This is a genomic window from Pseudomonas sp. 18-147 (genome assembly GCF_051048045.1).
GTDB lineage: Bacteria > Pseudomonadota > Gammaproteobacteria > Pseudomonadales > Pseudomonadaceae > Pseudomonas > Pseudomonas aeruginosa.
Genome location: NZ_CP182296.1, coordinates 1,228,207 through 1,240,679, shown reverse-complemented (window position 1 = coordinate 1,240,679; position 12,473 = coordinate 1,228,207). Strand labels below are relative to the sequence as shown.

Annotated in this window: 13 protein-coding genes; 10 read left to right on the top strand and 3 right to left on the bottom strand. The window is 68.1% G+C overall.

From position 1 onward, the window contains the following. Positions 1–53: 53 nt before the first annotated feature. Entirely contained in the window at positions 54–1,460 is a 1,407-nt protein-coding gene (gene narK2, locus ACM0M4_RS05895; protein WP_003105301.1) for a nitrate/nitrite transporter NarK2, read from the bottom strand. 11 nt (positions 1,461–1,471) lie between these two features. Further along, positions 1,472–2,767, bottom strand: a complete 1,296-nt coding sequence (locus tag ACM0M4_RS05890; RefSeq protein WP_003105298.1) for a nitrate/nitrite transporter — start codon at positions 2,765–2,767, stop codon at positions 1,472–1,474. A 174-nt stretch (positions 2,768–2,941) separates the two neighbouring features. On the opposite strand from ACM0M4_RS05890, the gene narX reads away from it, so the two are divergent. From narX to ACM0M4_RS05840, 10 genes are all read left to right on the top strand, one after another. Beyond that, the gene (narX, locus tag ACM0M4_RS05885) at positions 2,942–4,810 is read left to right on the top strand and encodes a two-component system sensor histidine kinase NarX (RefSeq protein ID WP_003105296.1); all 1,869 of its coding nucleotides are present in this window, start codon (positions 2,942–2,944) and stop codon (positions 4,808–4,810) included. Continuing rightward, entirely contained in the window at positions 4,807–5,466 is a 660-nt protein-coding gene (gene narL, locus ACM0M4_RS05880) for a two-component system response regulator NarL (RefSeq protein ID WP_003092968.1), read from the top strand. Before narX ends, narL begins: the two co-directional genes overlap by 4 nt. Positions 5,467–5,550: 84 nt before the next feature. Then, positions 5,551–5,946, top strand: coding sequence for an anaerobic/virulence modulator AnvM (anvM, locus tag ACM0M4_RS05875; RefSeq protein WP_003092971.1), 396 nt, complete (start codon positions 5,551–5,553; stop codon positions 5,944–5,946). A gap of 171 nt (positions 5,947–6,117) precedes the next feature. After that, positions 6,118–6,582, top strand: coding sequence for a hypothetical protein (locus ACM0M4_RS05870; protein ID WP_003092973.1), 465 nt, complete (start codon positions 6,118–6,120; stop codon positions 6,580–6,582). A 15-nt stretch (positions 6,583–6,597) separates the two neighbouring features. Beyond that, complete coding sequence (locus ACM0M4_RS05865) at positions 6,598–7,347, top strand: class I SAM-dependent methyltransferase (RefSeq protein ID WP_003105293.1); 750 nt, start codon at positions 6,598–6,600, stop codon at positions 7,345–7,347. A gap of 86 nt (positions 7,348–7,433) precedes the next feature. Continuing rightward, a complete protein-coding gene (locus ACM0M4_RS05860) occupies positions 7,434–8,264 on the top strand; it encodes an SDR family oxidoreductase (protein WP_023083316.1) in 831 nt (276 codons plus the stop codon). 20 nt (positions 8,265–8,284) lie between these two features. Continuing rightward, entirely contained in the window at positions 8,285–8,671 is a 387-nt protein-coding gene (locus ACM0M4_RS05855; protein WP_003113771.1) for a hypothetical protein, read from the top strand. Positions 8,672–8,765: 94 nt separating this feature from the next. Continuing rightward, positions 8,766–9,422, top strand: a complete 657-nt coding sequence (gene tpbA / locus ACM0M4_RS05850) for a tyrosine phosphatase TpbA (RefSeq protein WP_221345506.1) — start codon at positions 8,766–8,768, stop codon at positions 9,420–9,422. A gap of 104 nt (positions 9,423–9,526) precedes the next feature. Continuing rightward, a complete protein-coding gene (locus ACM0M4_RS05845) occupies positions 9,527–10,426 on the top strand; it encodes a TIGR01459 family HAD-type hydrolase (RefSeq protein ID WP_003118288.1) in 900 nt (299 codons plus the stop codon). Positions 10,427–10,455: 29 nt separating this feature from the next. Continuing rightward, positions 10,456–10,701 carry a YgjV family protein gene (locus ACM0M4_RS05840; RefSeq protein WP_003092978.1) on the top strand — a complete coding sequence of 82 codons (246 nt, stop codon included), beginning with the start codon at positions 10,456–10,458 and terminating at the stop codon, positions 10,699–10,701. A gap of 58 nt (positions 10,702–10,759) precedes the next feature. On the opposite strand, the gene ACM0M4_RS05835 is transcribed toward ACM0M4_RS05840, so the two are convergent. Beyond that, entirely contained in the window at positions 10,760–12,034 is a 1,275-nt protein-coding gene (locus tag ACM0M4_RS05835; RefSeq protein ID WP_003105667.1) for a cation:proton antiporter, read from the bottom strand. Positions 12,035–12,473: the final 439 nt, after the last annotated feature.

Below are 12,473 nucleotides of genomic sequence, written 5' to 3'. Positions count from 1 at the left end.
TGCCGGGCGTTACAACGCTAATCAGGGGTTGCCGCGGGCTGCTGCCGACGGACTCAACAGGGACTCTCCGCACCCTTGCGCGCGTACCACCACCAGGTGGCGACGATGCAGCTCAGGTAGTAGGCGATGAACACGTAGAGGGCGCCCTCGGCGCTGCCGGTCATGTGCAGCGAGGTGCCGAACGCCTTCGGGATGAAGAACCCGCCGAAGGCGCCGATGGCGGCGGAGAAGCCGATCACCGCGGCCGACTCCATGCTCGCGTTGCGCGCCGCGCCGGCTTCGTCGGCCTGGCCGTCGCGCACCCGCCGGGCCCACTCGTTGCGGAAGATCACCGGGATCATGCGGAAGGTGGAGCCGTTGCCGATGCCGGCGAAGAAGAACAGCAGGATGAAGGCGCCAAGGAAGCCGAAGAAGTTGCCCTGGCCGCCGTCGCCCGGCAGGAAGGCGATCACCGCGAACACCCCGCCGATCATCAGCGCGTAGTTCCACAGGGTGATCCGCGCGCCGCCGAACTTGTCCGCCAGCCAGCCGCCCAGGGGCCGGCTGAGGGCGCCCACCAGCGGACCGAGGAAGGCGTATTGCAGCGGGTTGACGTCGGGGAACTGGGTCTTGCTGAGCATCGCGAAGCCGGCCGAGAAGCCGATGAACGAGCCGAAGGTGGCCACGTACAGCCAGCACATCAGCCAGTTGTGCTTGCGCTTGAAGATCACCGCCTGGTCGCGGAACGAGGCCTTGGCGTCGGCGATGTCGTTCATCCCGAACCAGGCCGCGACCGATACCACGGCGATGAACGGCACCCAGATCCAGCCGGCGTTCTGCAGCCACAGGCGACCGCCGTCGCCGAGCTGCTGCGGCTCGCCGCCGAAGGCGCCGAACAGGCCGCCGGCCACCGCCAGCGGCACGGCGAACTGCATCACCGAGACGCCGAGGTTGCCGAGCCCGGCATTCAGGCCGAGGGCGGTGCCCTGCTGGCTCTTCGGATAGAAGAAGCTGATATTGGACATGCTCGAGGCGAAGTTGCCGCCGCCGAAGCCGCAGAGCAGCGCGATCAGGGCGAACACCCAGTACGGGGTGCTCGGGTCCTGCACGGCGAAGCCCAGCCAGATGCACGGGATCAGCATCGAGGCGGTGCTCAGGGCGGTCCAGCGACGACCGCCGAAGATCGGCACCATGAACGAATAGAACACCCGCAGGGTGGCGCCGGAGATCGACGGCAGCGCCGCGAGCAGGAACAGCTGGTCGTTGCTGAAGGCGAAGCCGGCGCTGTTCAGGCGCACAGTCACCGTGCTCCAGATCATCCACACGGCGAAGGCGAGCAGCAGCGCGGGGATCGAGATCCACAGGTTGCGGCTGGCGATGCGCTTGCCGTTGCGCGCCCAGAACTCGGGGTCCTCGGGGCGCCAGTCGAGCAGCAGCGGTCCCCGTGCGGCTTTCAGTTGGGTATTGGCGATCATGCCCATGACGGCATTCCTCAGGAGTGGGTGGGAAGGGTGGGAGGAAGGTCGACGTCGGCCGAGGCGGCCTGGCCGTCGATGCGGCGTTGCTGCTTGATCGCGTAGTGCATCCAGACCATGCAGACCACGGTCAGGCCGAACAGCAACATGAAGCAGGAGGAGCGCACGCCGATGTGGTCGGCGGCGTAGCCGAACAGGATCGGCAGGCAGAAGCCGCCGAGGCCGCCGATCACCCCGACCATGCCGCCGACGGTGCCCATGTTGCTCGGGTAGTAGTCGTGGATGATCCGGTACACGCTGGCCTTGCCGAAGCCCTGGGCAATGCCGACGACGAACACCAGGAAGGTGAACAGCCAGACGTTCAGGCCGATGCCCAGGCTGAGGTCGCCCTGGATGCCGTGGATGGTCATGGTGGTCTGCGGGTAGGAGAGGAAGAACAGGCACACCAGGCAGACCCAGAACACGCCCCAGTTCACCGAGCGCGCGCCGTAGTGGTCGCTGAACCAGCCACCGAGGGCGCGGATCAGGCCGGACGGCAGGGTGAACAGCATGGTGATGAAGGACGCGGTCTTCAGGTCCAGACCGTATTCGGCGATGTAGTACTTCGGCAGCCACAGGGCCAGGGCGACGAAGCCGCCGAAGACGAAGAAGTAGTACAGGCCGAAGCGCCAGACGCGCAGCTCGGCGAGCGGCGCCAGTTGCTTGGCCAGGGTCGGCCGCTGGCTGGCCTCGGCGGCACCCTTGAGGTGCGCCGGATCGGTCCAGGTGAACAGCCAGAACAGCACGGCGGTGACCAGCATGGCTACCGAGTAGACCTGCGGCACCATGCGCCAGCCGAAGGCGACCACGATCATCGGCGCCACCAGGTTGGTGATCGCCGCGCCGGCATTGCCAGCACCGAAGATGCCCATCGCGGTGCCCTGGCGCTCCTTCTCGAACCAGGCCGAGGTGTAGGCGATGCCGACCGCGAAGGAGCCGCCGGCCAGGCCGACGAACAGGCCGAGCACCAGGTAGTGCCAGTACTGGCTGGCGAAGGCCAGGCCGTAGATCGGGATGGCCACCAGCAGCATGTGGATGAAGAACACGATGCGGCCGCCGAAGCGGTCGGTGATCAGGCCCAGCGGCAGGCGCACCAGGGAGCCGGTGAGGATCGGCAGGGCGACCATCAGGCCGAACTGGGATTCGCTCAGGCCGAGCTCGTCCTTGATGCGGATGCCGATGATCGAAAACATCGTCCACACGGCGAAATTCACCGCGAAGGACAAGGTACTCATGCCGAGGACGGAGTACTGTTTCTGACGTAGGGAAGCCATGGCTAAACTCTCTGCACGGACAGCGTTCAGCGAGAGCCTAGGGAAGGTGTTCCTATGCAAATTTGATAGGAATCAATGAAATACCGGCCGTTCCGTGCCTAGATGCGCGCCCCTACCTCGAAAGAGGTACGGCTGAAATTATTGCGCAACTCACTGTTTTAAAAGGCTTTTCTCATGAACAAGGCGACCGCGCCGGACGCTGACCAGCGGGACAGATTCTTTGGAGGTAGTGACAGGGCCGGAAAGCCGATCCTGCGCCGCTCCCTGGTAGTCCGCTTCGGCTGCTACCTCACCCTGCTGGTATCGCTGGCGCTGATCGGGATGTTCAGCGCCCTGCTCTTCGCCGACTACACGCACCAGGACGCCGCGGTGATCAACCACGCCGGCTCGTTGCGCATGCTCACCTACCGGGTCGCCCTGGAGCCCAGCCTGGAAGGCCGCCAGGCGCTGCTCGGGACCCTCGGCGAACGCCTCGACAGCGGCGACATCCGCCGCCTGCTGCAACGCCAGGACGCCGACGACCCGATCCGCCAGTTGCACCAGGAGCTGCGCGAGGGCCTCGCGCGCCTGGACCCGCGCGCGCTGCCCGGACGCGCCGTGCTGGACGCCTACGTCGGCGACATCGACCGTTTCGTCGGCATCCTCCAGGCCAAGGCCGAGCGCCGCTCGCAACTGCTCAGCACGGTGCAGGGCCTGTGCCTGTTCCTCAGCCTGCTGGTGGTGTTCGTCACCCTCTACGACCTCAGCTATCACGTCATCGGCCCGCTGCGCGAACTCACCAGCACCGCCCGCCGCCTGGGCCGCGGCGAGCTGGACGCGCGGGTCACCTACAGCGGCGAGGACGAACTGGCGCAACTGGGCGAGCGCTTCAACCAGATGGCCGGCGAGCTGAAGAGCATCTACGGCGACCTGGAAGAGCGCGTGGAGGACAAGACCCGCGCCCTCTCGCAGAGCCACCAGCGCCTCGAACTGCTCTACGCCAGCGCCCGCCGGCTGGGCGAGAACCCCTACGACAGCCGCACCCTGCAACCGCTGCTGAACCAGTTGGAGAAAGTGCTCGACGCCGGCCGCGTGACCCTCTGCCTGAACAAGGACGGGGTCGAGCGCGCCTACAGTTCGCTGACCACCACCGAGCGCCCGGCGGACTTCTGCCTGCAGGGCGACTGCGGTAGCTGCCGCGAGCAGGCCAGCGCCTGCGACCAACCCTCGTCCCTGGCCCAGCCATTGCTGATGCAGCCCTTGTCCATCGCCGGCCACCGTTTCGGCGAACTGTTCATCGAAAGCCGCAGCGGCCGCCTGGAGAACTGGCAGCAGCAACTGATCGAGACCTTCTGCGACAACATCGCCCGCACCTTCGCCCTGTCCCTGCAACAGGAACAGGAAAGCCGCCTGGCCCTGTTCGCCGAGCGCGGCACCATCGCCCGCGAACTGCACGACTCGCTGGCACAGTCGCTGTCCTACCTGAAGATCCAGGTCAGCCGCCTGGGCACCCTGCTCAAGCGCGAGGCGCCGGCGGAGAAGATCGAGGACACCCTCGACGAACTGCGCGAAGGCCTCAACGGCGCCTACCGGCAACTGCGCGAACTGCTCACCACCTTCCGCCTCAGCCTCGACGAGCCGAGCCTGGAAGCCGCGCTGGGGAACGCCGTGGCCGAGTTCGGCGAGCGCGGCGAGGTGACGATCGAACTGGACAACCGCCTGCAACACGTGCCGCTGAGCCCCAACGAGGAAATCCACGTCCTGCAGATCGTCCGCGAGGCGCTTTCCAACGTGGTTCGCCATTCGCAGGCGCAACGGGCCTGGGTGCGCCTGAGCAGCCAGGCCGACGGCCAGGTGAGCATCGCCGTCGAGGACGATGGCGTCGGCTTTGATCCGCAGCAGAACCGCAGCGGCCATTATGGGCTTACCATCATGCAGGAGCGCGGCCAGACCCTCGGCAGCCAGTTGCGCTTCGAAGCGCGCGCGCCCCACGGCACGCGAGTGCTCTTCAGCTTCGTGCCGACCGCCCTGCAACCCTCCGCCGCCAAGGAGCCGACCCCATGACGGACATGCCAGCCACCGCCGACGAACCGGTTCGCCTGCTGCTGGTGGACGACCATCCGATGATGCGCAAGGGCGTCGCCCAGTTGCTCGAACTGGAAGACGACCTCAGCGTGGTCGGCGAGGCCGGCAGCGGCGAGGAAGCCCTGCGCCTGGCCGCCGAACTGGACCCGGACATGATCCTGCTGGACCTGAACATGAAGGGCATGAACGGCCTGGACACCCTGCGCGCGTTGCGCGAGGCCGGAGTCGACGCGCGCATCGTGGTGTTCACCGTGTCCGACGACAAGGGCGACGTGGTCAACGTCCTGCGCGCCGGCGCCGACGGCTACCTGCTCAAGGACATGGAGCCGGAGCGCCTGCTCGAGCACATCCGCCAGGCCGCCACCGGACAGATGACCCTCAGCCCGCAGTTGACCCAGATCCTCGCCCAGGCCCTGCGGGGCGACGACCGCTCGAAGAGCCTCGACGAGCTGACCGAGCGCGAACGGCAGATCCTCCGCCAGATCGCCCACGGCTACAGCAACAAGATGATCGCGCGAAAGCTGGACATCACCGAAGGCACGGTGAAGGTCCATGTCAAGCGGGTGCTGCACAAGCTCGGCATGCGTTCGCGGGTCGAGGCCGCGGTGTGGGCGGTGGAGAACGACCTGGTGTGAGCCGCGCGCGGGCTTGATTCCGGTCAAGAAATCCACCGCGGCGCTGCGTCGATACTGGCGGCTTCCTTCCACGAGGCGCCCGTCATGATGTTCGAACGCAGCCCCGACGATCCCCTTCCCCTGGTCTACGCCTGCTCCGGCTGCTCCAACGTGGCGCAACTGGCCAACGATCTCGCGCTGCGCCTGGATCGCGCCCGGCTGGCGGAGATGTCCTGCATCGCCGGAGTCGGCGGCGACGTCCCGCTGCTGGTCCGCCGGGCCCGCTCCGGGCGACCGATCCTGGCCCTCGACGGTTGCCCGCTGCATTGCGTGAAAGGCTGCCTGGCGCGCCACGAGGTAGTCCCGACCCTGCACCTGACCCTCAGCGAACACGGCCTGAAGAAGCGCTACGGCGAGGACTGCGAGGCGCAGGACGCCGAGCGCCTGTTCGTCGAACTGGAGCGTCTGCTGACGCCGGGCGGCAAGCGCCGCTGCGAATGACGGCGAGGCCGGGGGCGGCGGCTATCCCCAGCCTGCCGAAACCCGCATCCCCGCCTTTCGGCCTCCCTCGCGCATATCGCGGCGCCTCCGCCGCGTAAGCGTGCCCGTACCGCCTGCGATACGCAGCAGTGCGCTAGGATGTCCCCTCGGCTTCGAAGAAAGGACATTTCAATGCTGATCGGTGCGCTGCTGGTTCTCACCTGGGTCATCCTCCTCGTCCGATACCCGGCCAAGGCCCTGCCGGTCTCCCTGGCGGCTCTCGCCGGGCTGGGCCTGGTGGCGGCCTGGGTGATCTGGCAGGACAACGACGAAAGCCGCCACCTGCAACGCCAGGAACTGCGCCTGAGCTATGCGCCGGAACGCTGTCCGGTGGACCGGCCGCTGGCGGTCGAACTGAAGAACGGCAGCGACCGTCCGTTGCTGGAGCTACGCTGGAGGATCGCCGCCTACCGCCCCGGCGACAGCGTCAACCTGGCCGACACCAGCTTCGACAGCCCGCGCTACCGGGCGCCGAACGCCCTGCTCGGCGGCGACAGCTGGCACGATTGCCTGCCGCTGCCGCCGCTGCGTCCGGGCTATCGCGCCAGCACCCTGGAATTCCGCGCCGAACGCCTGGACGGGCGTTTCGGCAACTGACCGAGGGAGGACCCGATGGAAACCCGCCGTCTGTTCGACCAGGGCTCCGCTGCCTACGCCAGCGCCCGCCCGCGTTATCCCGATGCGCTCTACCGCCATCTCGCCGGGCTCTGCGGCCAGCGCCGGCGCGCCTGGGACTGCGCCACCGGTACCGGCCAGGCCGCGCTCGGCCTGGCGCAGTACTTCGGCGAAGTCCTCGCCAGCGACACCAGCACGCAGCAGATCGAACACGCCGTTGTCCATCCGGGTATCCGCTACAGCGTGCAGGACGCCGAAGCCACCGACTATCCCGACGCCGCCTTCGACCTGGTCTGCGTAGCCCAGGCCTGGCACTGGTTCGACCACTCGCGCTTCAACCGCGAGCTGCTGCGCGTGCTGCGTCCCGGCGGCGTGTTCGCCGCCTGGGGCTACGGCTGGTTCAGCATCGACGCGCAGATCGATGCCGCCATCGACGAGGAATACCTGCGCCCGATCGGCCCGTACTGGGCGCAACAGAACCGCCTGCTGTGGAACGCCTACCGGGATGTCGAGCTGCCGCTGGGCGAACTCCCCGCGCCGGCCTTCGTCATCGAGCAACAATGGAGCCTGGCCCGGTTGTTCGACTACATGGCCACCTGGTCGGCCAGCCGCCTGTGCCGCGAGGCGCAGGGCAACGCTTTCGTGCGCCAGGCCCTGCAACGGGTCGCCGCGCTCTGGGGCGAGCCGACCTCGACACGCAGGGTTCGCATGCCGCTGGCGCTACGGATCGCGCGCAAGGACGCCTGACCGAGCCTTCGAGCGGTTTTCCGCGGCCGGCGAATCCAGTACGGTAGGCCGCCCTCCTTCCAACTCCCAGCCAAGGAACGCTGCCCATGAGCCAACCCGTCGCCTTCGTCACCGGCTGCTCCAGCGGCATCGGCCGCGCCCTCGCCGACGCCTTCCAGCGCGCCGGCTACCGGGTCTGGGCCAGCGCGCGCAAGGAGGACGACGTGCGTGCCCTGGCCGAGGCCGGCTTCCAGGCGGTGCAACTGGACGTCAACGACGCCGCCGCGCTGGCCCGTCTGGCCGAGGAACTGGGAGTCGAAGCCGCCGGCCTCGACGTGCTGGTCAACAACGCCGGCTACGGCGCCATGGGTCCGCTGCTGGACGGCGGCGTCGAAGCCATGCGCCGGCAGTTCGAGACCAACGTGTTCGCCGTGGTCGGCGTGACCCGCGCGCTGTTCCCGCTACTGAGGCGCAAGTCCGGCCTGGTGGTGAACGTCGGCAGCGTCTCCGGCGTGCTGGTCACGCCCTTCGCCGGCGCCTACTGCGCCTCCAAGGCCGCGGTGCATGCGCTGAGCGATGCCCTGCGCCTGGAGCTGGCACCGTTCGGCGTCGAGGTGCTGGAAGTGCAGCCGGGCGCCATCGCCTCGAACTTCGGCGCCAGCGCCAGCCGCGAGCTGGACAGCGTGGTCGACGAACGCTCGCCCTGGTGGCCGTTGCGCCGGCAGATCCAGGCGCGCGCCGCGGCATCCCAGGACAATCCCACGTCCGCCGAAGACTTCGCCCGCCAGTTGCTAGCCGCCGTGCAGCGCCGTCCGCGCCCGCCGCTGGTGCGCATCGGCAATGGCAGCCGGGCCCTGCCGGCGCTGGCCCGCTGGCTACCGCGCGGCCTGCTGGAGCGGCTGCTGAAGAAGCGCTTCGGTCTCGACACGCGCCTCTGAAACCGCCAGGAGATACCGCCATGGGCGACCGCCTTGCCGTACCCATCCGCTACTACGCCCTGGCCGGGATCGCCGCGGCGATCCTGCTCAACGTGCTGCTGCGCGGGGTGGTCCGCTTCGGCGGCCTGCCGGCCAGCCTGCTGATCGCCGCGCTGGTCGCCGGCGGCCTGGCCTGGTGGTTCGCCCGCGCGCAGCGGCGCTGGCCGACCTGGGGCGAGCGCTTGCGCCTGGTCGCCCTGTATGGCGGAGTGCTCGGGGTCCTTTACCTGCTGCTGGTCGGCCTCGCCTCGCTGAAAGGCGATCCCAGCCCGGCGGCACTGCTCATCGTGGTGCTGCACTACCTGTGCTATCCGGCGCTGTTGCTGGTGTTCTTCTCCGGCAGGGTCTATGGATTCTTCCTGCGCTGACAGGTGAGGCTGCCTCAACGAATTCTTCACATTCTCTTCAGCTCGGCTTGACCCGCCCTCGCCTAGTGTTGGCCACCCACCGCACGAGGCCGACATGCACCGTTCACCGCTCGCCTGGCTCCGCCTGCTCCTCGCCGCCGTGCTCAGCGCCTTCCTGCTCGGCGGCCCGCTGCATGCCGCCGAGACTGCCGCCACGCGTTCGCCAGCCTGGGCGCAAGCGGTCGACCCGTCGATCAACCTCTACCGCATGAGCCCCACCCTCTATCGCAGCGCGCTGCCCAACGCACAGAGCGTCGCGCTGCTGCAACGCCTGCAGGTGAATACGGTGGTCAGCTTCATCAAGGACGACGACCGCGCCTGGCTGGGCCAGGCTCCGGTGCGGGTGCTCAGCCTGCCGACCCACGCCGACCGGGTCGACGACGCCGAGGTGCTCAGCGTCCTCCGCCAGTTGCAGGCAGCCGAGCGCGAAGGTCCGGTACTGATGCACTGCAAGCACGGCAACAACCGCACCGGACTGTTCGCCGCCATGTACCGCATCGTCGTGCAGGGCTGGGACAAGCAGGCCGCGCTGGAGGAAATGCAGCACGGCGGTTTCGGCGACGAGGACGACATGCGCGACGCCAGCGCCTATGTGCGCGGCGCCGACGTCGACGGCCTGCGCCTGGCGATGGCCAACGGCGAATGCAGCCCGTCGCGCTTCGCCGTCTGCCATGTGCGCGAGTGGATGGCCCAGGCGCTCGACCGGCCGTAAACACGCGCAGGGCCGAAAGGCTTGGTCCCGTCACGCAAGTTTGGCACCCTTGGGACTCGCCGCCGCACGCGGCGGCCCACTTCGACAGCCGCGACGAGACTCCCATGAGCGATGCCCCGACCTCCCCGCGCTTCAGCGCCGCCACCAGCACCCGCCTGCTCGACCATGCGCAACTGGAGGCGCTCTGCGCCGACTATGACGGCTTCCTTCTCGATCTCTGGGGCGTAGTGATGGACGGCGCCGAGGCGTTCCCCGGCGCCCTTGCCTGGCTCGCCCGGCGGCACGCCGAAGGCCGCCCGGTCTGGTTCCTCAGCAACTCGTCCAGCAGCGTGGCGGAAATGAGCGCCGGGCTCGAGCGCCTGGGCATCCGGCGCGACTGGTTCGCCGGCATCACCACGTCCGGCCAGTTGACCATCGACGCCCTGCTGCAAACCGCCGAATACCGGCGTGGCGGTATCTACCTGGCCGGCGTCGGCCTGGCCCAGCAGAGCTGGCCGGCGGAAATCCGCGAGCGCTTCGTCGAGGACATCGCCCAGGCGGCGCTGATCGTCGGCGTCGGCAGCTTTCCCCAGGATGAACTGGAACAGCGCTTCGCGCCCCTGCGCGGCGCCACCGACCTACCGTTCCTCTGCGCCAACCCGGACCGCGTGGTGGTTTCCGGCGGCCGCACGGTATACGGCGCGGGCATGCTCGCCGAGCTGTTCAGCGAGGAAGGCGGCCAGGTCAGCTGGTACGGCAAGCCCGACCCGGCGGCCTTCCGCATCGCCCAGCGGCAACTGGAAGCGCGCGGCGCGCGGCACATCCTGTTCGTCGGCGACTCGCTGGTGACCGACGTCCCCGGCGCCCTCGCCGCGCGCATCGATACGCTCTGGCTGGGCGCCACCGGCATCCACCGCGAAGCCCTGGGCGCCGAGTTCAACGGAGCACTCGACGAGGAGCGGGTCAGGTCGCTGCTGCACGGCTATCCGATCCGACCGCACTTTGCCGCGCCAGGGCTGGTCTGACCCTCAAAGGTCGGAAAAAGGATGCACGCATGCACTGGCTGGACTACCTGCAATGGCCCGCCATGCTGGTCACGGTGGTGGCCGCCTGGCTGGTGGCGTCGGCGCATCGGCGAAGACGCAAGGTCGGCTTCTGGGTGTTCCTCGCCAGCAACCTGCTGTGGATCGCCTGGGGCCTGTACGCCCAGGCCTATGCGCTGATCCTGCTGCAGGTCTGCCTGGCGGCGATGAACCTGCGCGGCACCCATCGCAACGAAGCGCCACAGGACAGCGCCTGATGGCCGCCAACGAAAACGCCCGCCATGACGGCGGGCGCTCGCTTTGCGAAGGCTGCGCTCAGTGCGCCCCCTCGCTTTTCTCCAGCGGCTGGCCGGCGTAGATACGACGCACCAGCGGGCCGATGGAAAGCCCCTGGAGCAGGATCGATACCAGCACCACGATGTAGGTCAGGCTGAGGATCAGGTCGCGCTCCGGCCCCAACGGCAGGGACAGCGCCAGCGCCACCGAGACGCCGCCGCGCAGCCCACCCCAGACCAGGATGCGGATGGTGCCCGCCGGTACCTGCCGGTTGGCGCCACGGAAACGGCGCAGGACCAGGATCGCCGGGCCCACCGTGAGCAGGCGCGAGACCAGCACCGCGCCGCCTAGGGCGAAGGCCGCCGCCACGTGCAGCCAGGAGAACGGCAACAGCAGCAGCTCCAGGCCGATCAGGGCGAACAGCAGGGCGTTGAGGATCTCGTCGATCAGTTCCCAGAACTTGTCCACGTAGCGCCGGGTCTCGTCCGACATCGCGTAGTGGCGTCCGTGGTTGCCGATGATCAGCCCGGCCACCACCATCGCGATCGGCGCCGATACGTGCAGGCGCGCGGCCAGCGCGGCACCGCCGATGACCAGGGCGAGGGTCAGCATGACCTCCACCTGGTACTGGTCGATGCCGCGCATCATCACGAACACGCCGTAGCCGAGCACCGCACCGAAGACCACGCCGCCGATGGCTTCCTGGACGAAGAGGATCGCCGTGGCGCTGACCGTGGGCGCCTCGCCGAGCTGGAGGATGCCGAGGATGATGGCGAACACCACCACCGCGGTGCCGTCGTTGAACAGCGACTCGCCGACGATGGTGGTCGCCAGCGGTTTCGGCGCGCCGGCGGACTTGAGGATGCCGAGCACGGCAATGGGGTCGGTCGGCGAGATCAGCGCGCCGAACAGCAGGCAGTAGATGAAATCCACCTGCCAGCCGAACAGCGGGAAGGTGTAGTAGGCCAGGCCACCGATGACGAAGGTGGCGATCAGCACCCCGGCGGTGGCCAGCAGGCCGATCGGCCACTTGTAGCTGCGCAGGTCGGAGAGGTCGACGTGCAGTGCGCCGGCGAACAGCAGCGCGGGCAGGAACCAGGTCATCAGCACTTCGGAGAAGTCGATGCGGCGGATGATTTCCTGCATCTCCACCTCGAGGATCGGATAGCCCAGTTCCGACAGCCCCTGGACGATCAGCGAGAACACCAGCGCCGTGGCCATCACGCCGATGGTCGGCGGCAGGCGGATGAAGCGGTAGTTCACGTAGGTGAGCAAGGTGGTCAAGGCAATGAATGCCGCGACGAGATCGAGCATGACGCGGGGTACTCCCTTAGCAGAAGGTAAAACACCTACCCCAAAAGGCCGATCCGTGAACCGTGGGGTGCGAATGTCTGGAAAAGCCCGAGAAAATTTCGGAACCCGCATCATAACCGCAGAAAAGCCCTGGACGTCCAGCGCACCGATACGGTGCATGGCGCGCCGCCGACGCGGCAGCACCATTATCGACCGCTTCCCCGGGAAAATTTCTTCGTTCGCCGCCAGCCCAGGCGAGACGGCGGCTGCGGCCGCTTGCCCAGGCCCGGTCATGGCACAAGCATGGCCGTTTCGTTGAACCTCCGCGAACGACGAACGGTCAACCCTTTCAGGGTCGGGAATTCGGTGCCCATCCGAAGCCTTTGATTTCCGGCCTGTTTCCGCGCTTCGACGAAGCGCCCGACAGCGTAGCCAACGCTCATTCCGAAGGGAGTCCCGA